Source organism: Phascolarctobacterium succinatutens YIT 12067 (assembly GCF_000188175.1).
Lineage (GTDB): Bacteria > Bacillota > Negativicutes > Acidaminococcales > Acidaminococcaceae > Phascolarctobacterium_A > Phascolarctobacterium_A succinatutens.
This window is the reverse complement of record NZ_GL830918.1, coordinates 1-1,013: the sequence shown is the minus strand read 5'-3', so window position 1 is coordinate 1,013 and position 1,013 is coordinate 1. Positions and strand designations below refer to the sequence as shown.

Annotated in this window: 1 protein-coding gene; it reads left to right on the top strand. The window is 36.7% G+C overall.

Features of this window, described 5'->3' with window-relative positions:
- Positions 1-837 (top strand): ISL3 family transposase (locus tag HMPREF9443_RS10390; protein WP_009146001.1); only part of this gene is annotated, 837 nt, incomplete at its 5' end.
- Positions 838-1,013: the final 176 nt, after the last annotated feature.

Below are 1,013 nucleotides of genomic sequence, written 5' to 3'. Positions count from 1 at the left end.
GAGCACTATTTCCCTGAATCTGATATGGATTCTCTTTACTGCTGCCTGCTCATGAATTTTATCACGGGTGAAGTAATAGATGTACTTCCTACTCGCAGAAAGCATTACCTTATTGACTATTTTGCCTCTATCCGTGGAGATATACAGAATTACACTCTCAAACGCAGCGAACTCAATAACGTAAAGTATATATCTATGGATCTGTATGACAATTTTAGGGATGTTGCACAGATATGTTTCCCGGATGCCATTGTTTGTGCAGACAGCTTTCATGTAACCAAACATCTTACAGATGACTTTAATAAGATTAGGCTAAGATGGGCACGAAATACTGAAAACCATACCTATGAGTATCTTCTAAGAAAATTTAATTTTGTATTTAACCATACTACGGACTTAGATAATGAACCAAAATACAACAAAGCCTTAGGCCGTTATGTCAATTTAAGAGATATCCGAGACTTACTGTTTGCTCAATTTCCAGAGTTGGAAATTGCTTATAACTTAAAAGAATTGTATCTGAAATTTAATCAGAGTGGAGAATATTACAAAGCTTCCGGCAGTCTCGAAGAAAACTATGATATACTTAAGAACCGATTTGGTGACTTCGGAATACCTGAATACAATGAATTTTATGGCCTTCTAGTTAATTGGAAACAAGAAATACTAAACTCATTTACAACGATTAATGGCAGGCGCATAAATAACAGTTACATTGAATCGAAGAACAGAATTTTGAAGAAACTTATTATAAATGCCAACGGCTTTAGAAATTTTAAACGAACCCGTAACCGAATCCTTTATTGTCTCAACAAATACGATAAATTCACTCTTTAAAGACGAAAATGGCTGGAGCAATACGCTCCAGCCATTGAAACCCAATAACATGGACTAGGTCGACCACAAAATTTGTACTAGCACGACCCACATATTGTAATAGGTCTACCCACAACTACGGACTAGGTCGACCCACACTCATGTAACAGCCCAACCCCAAAATTTGGACCAATGCC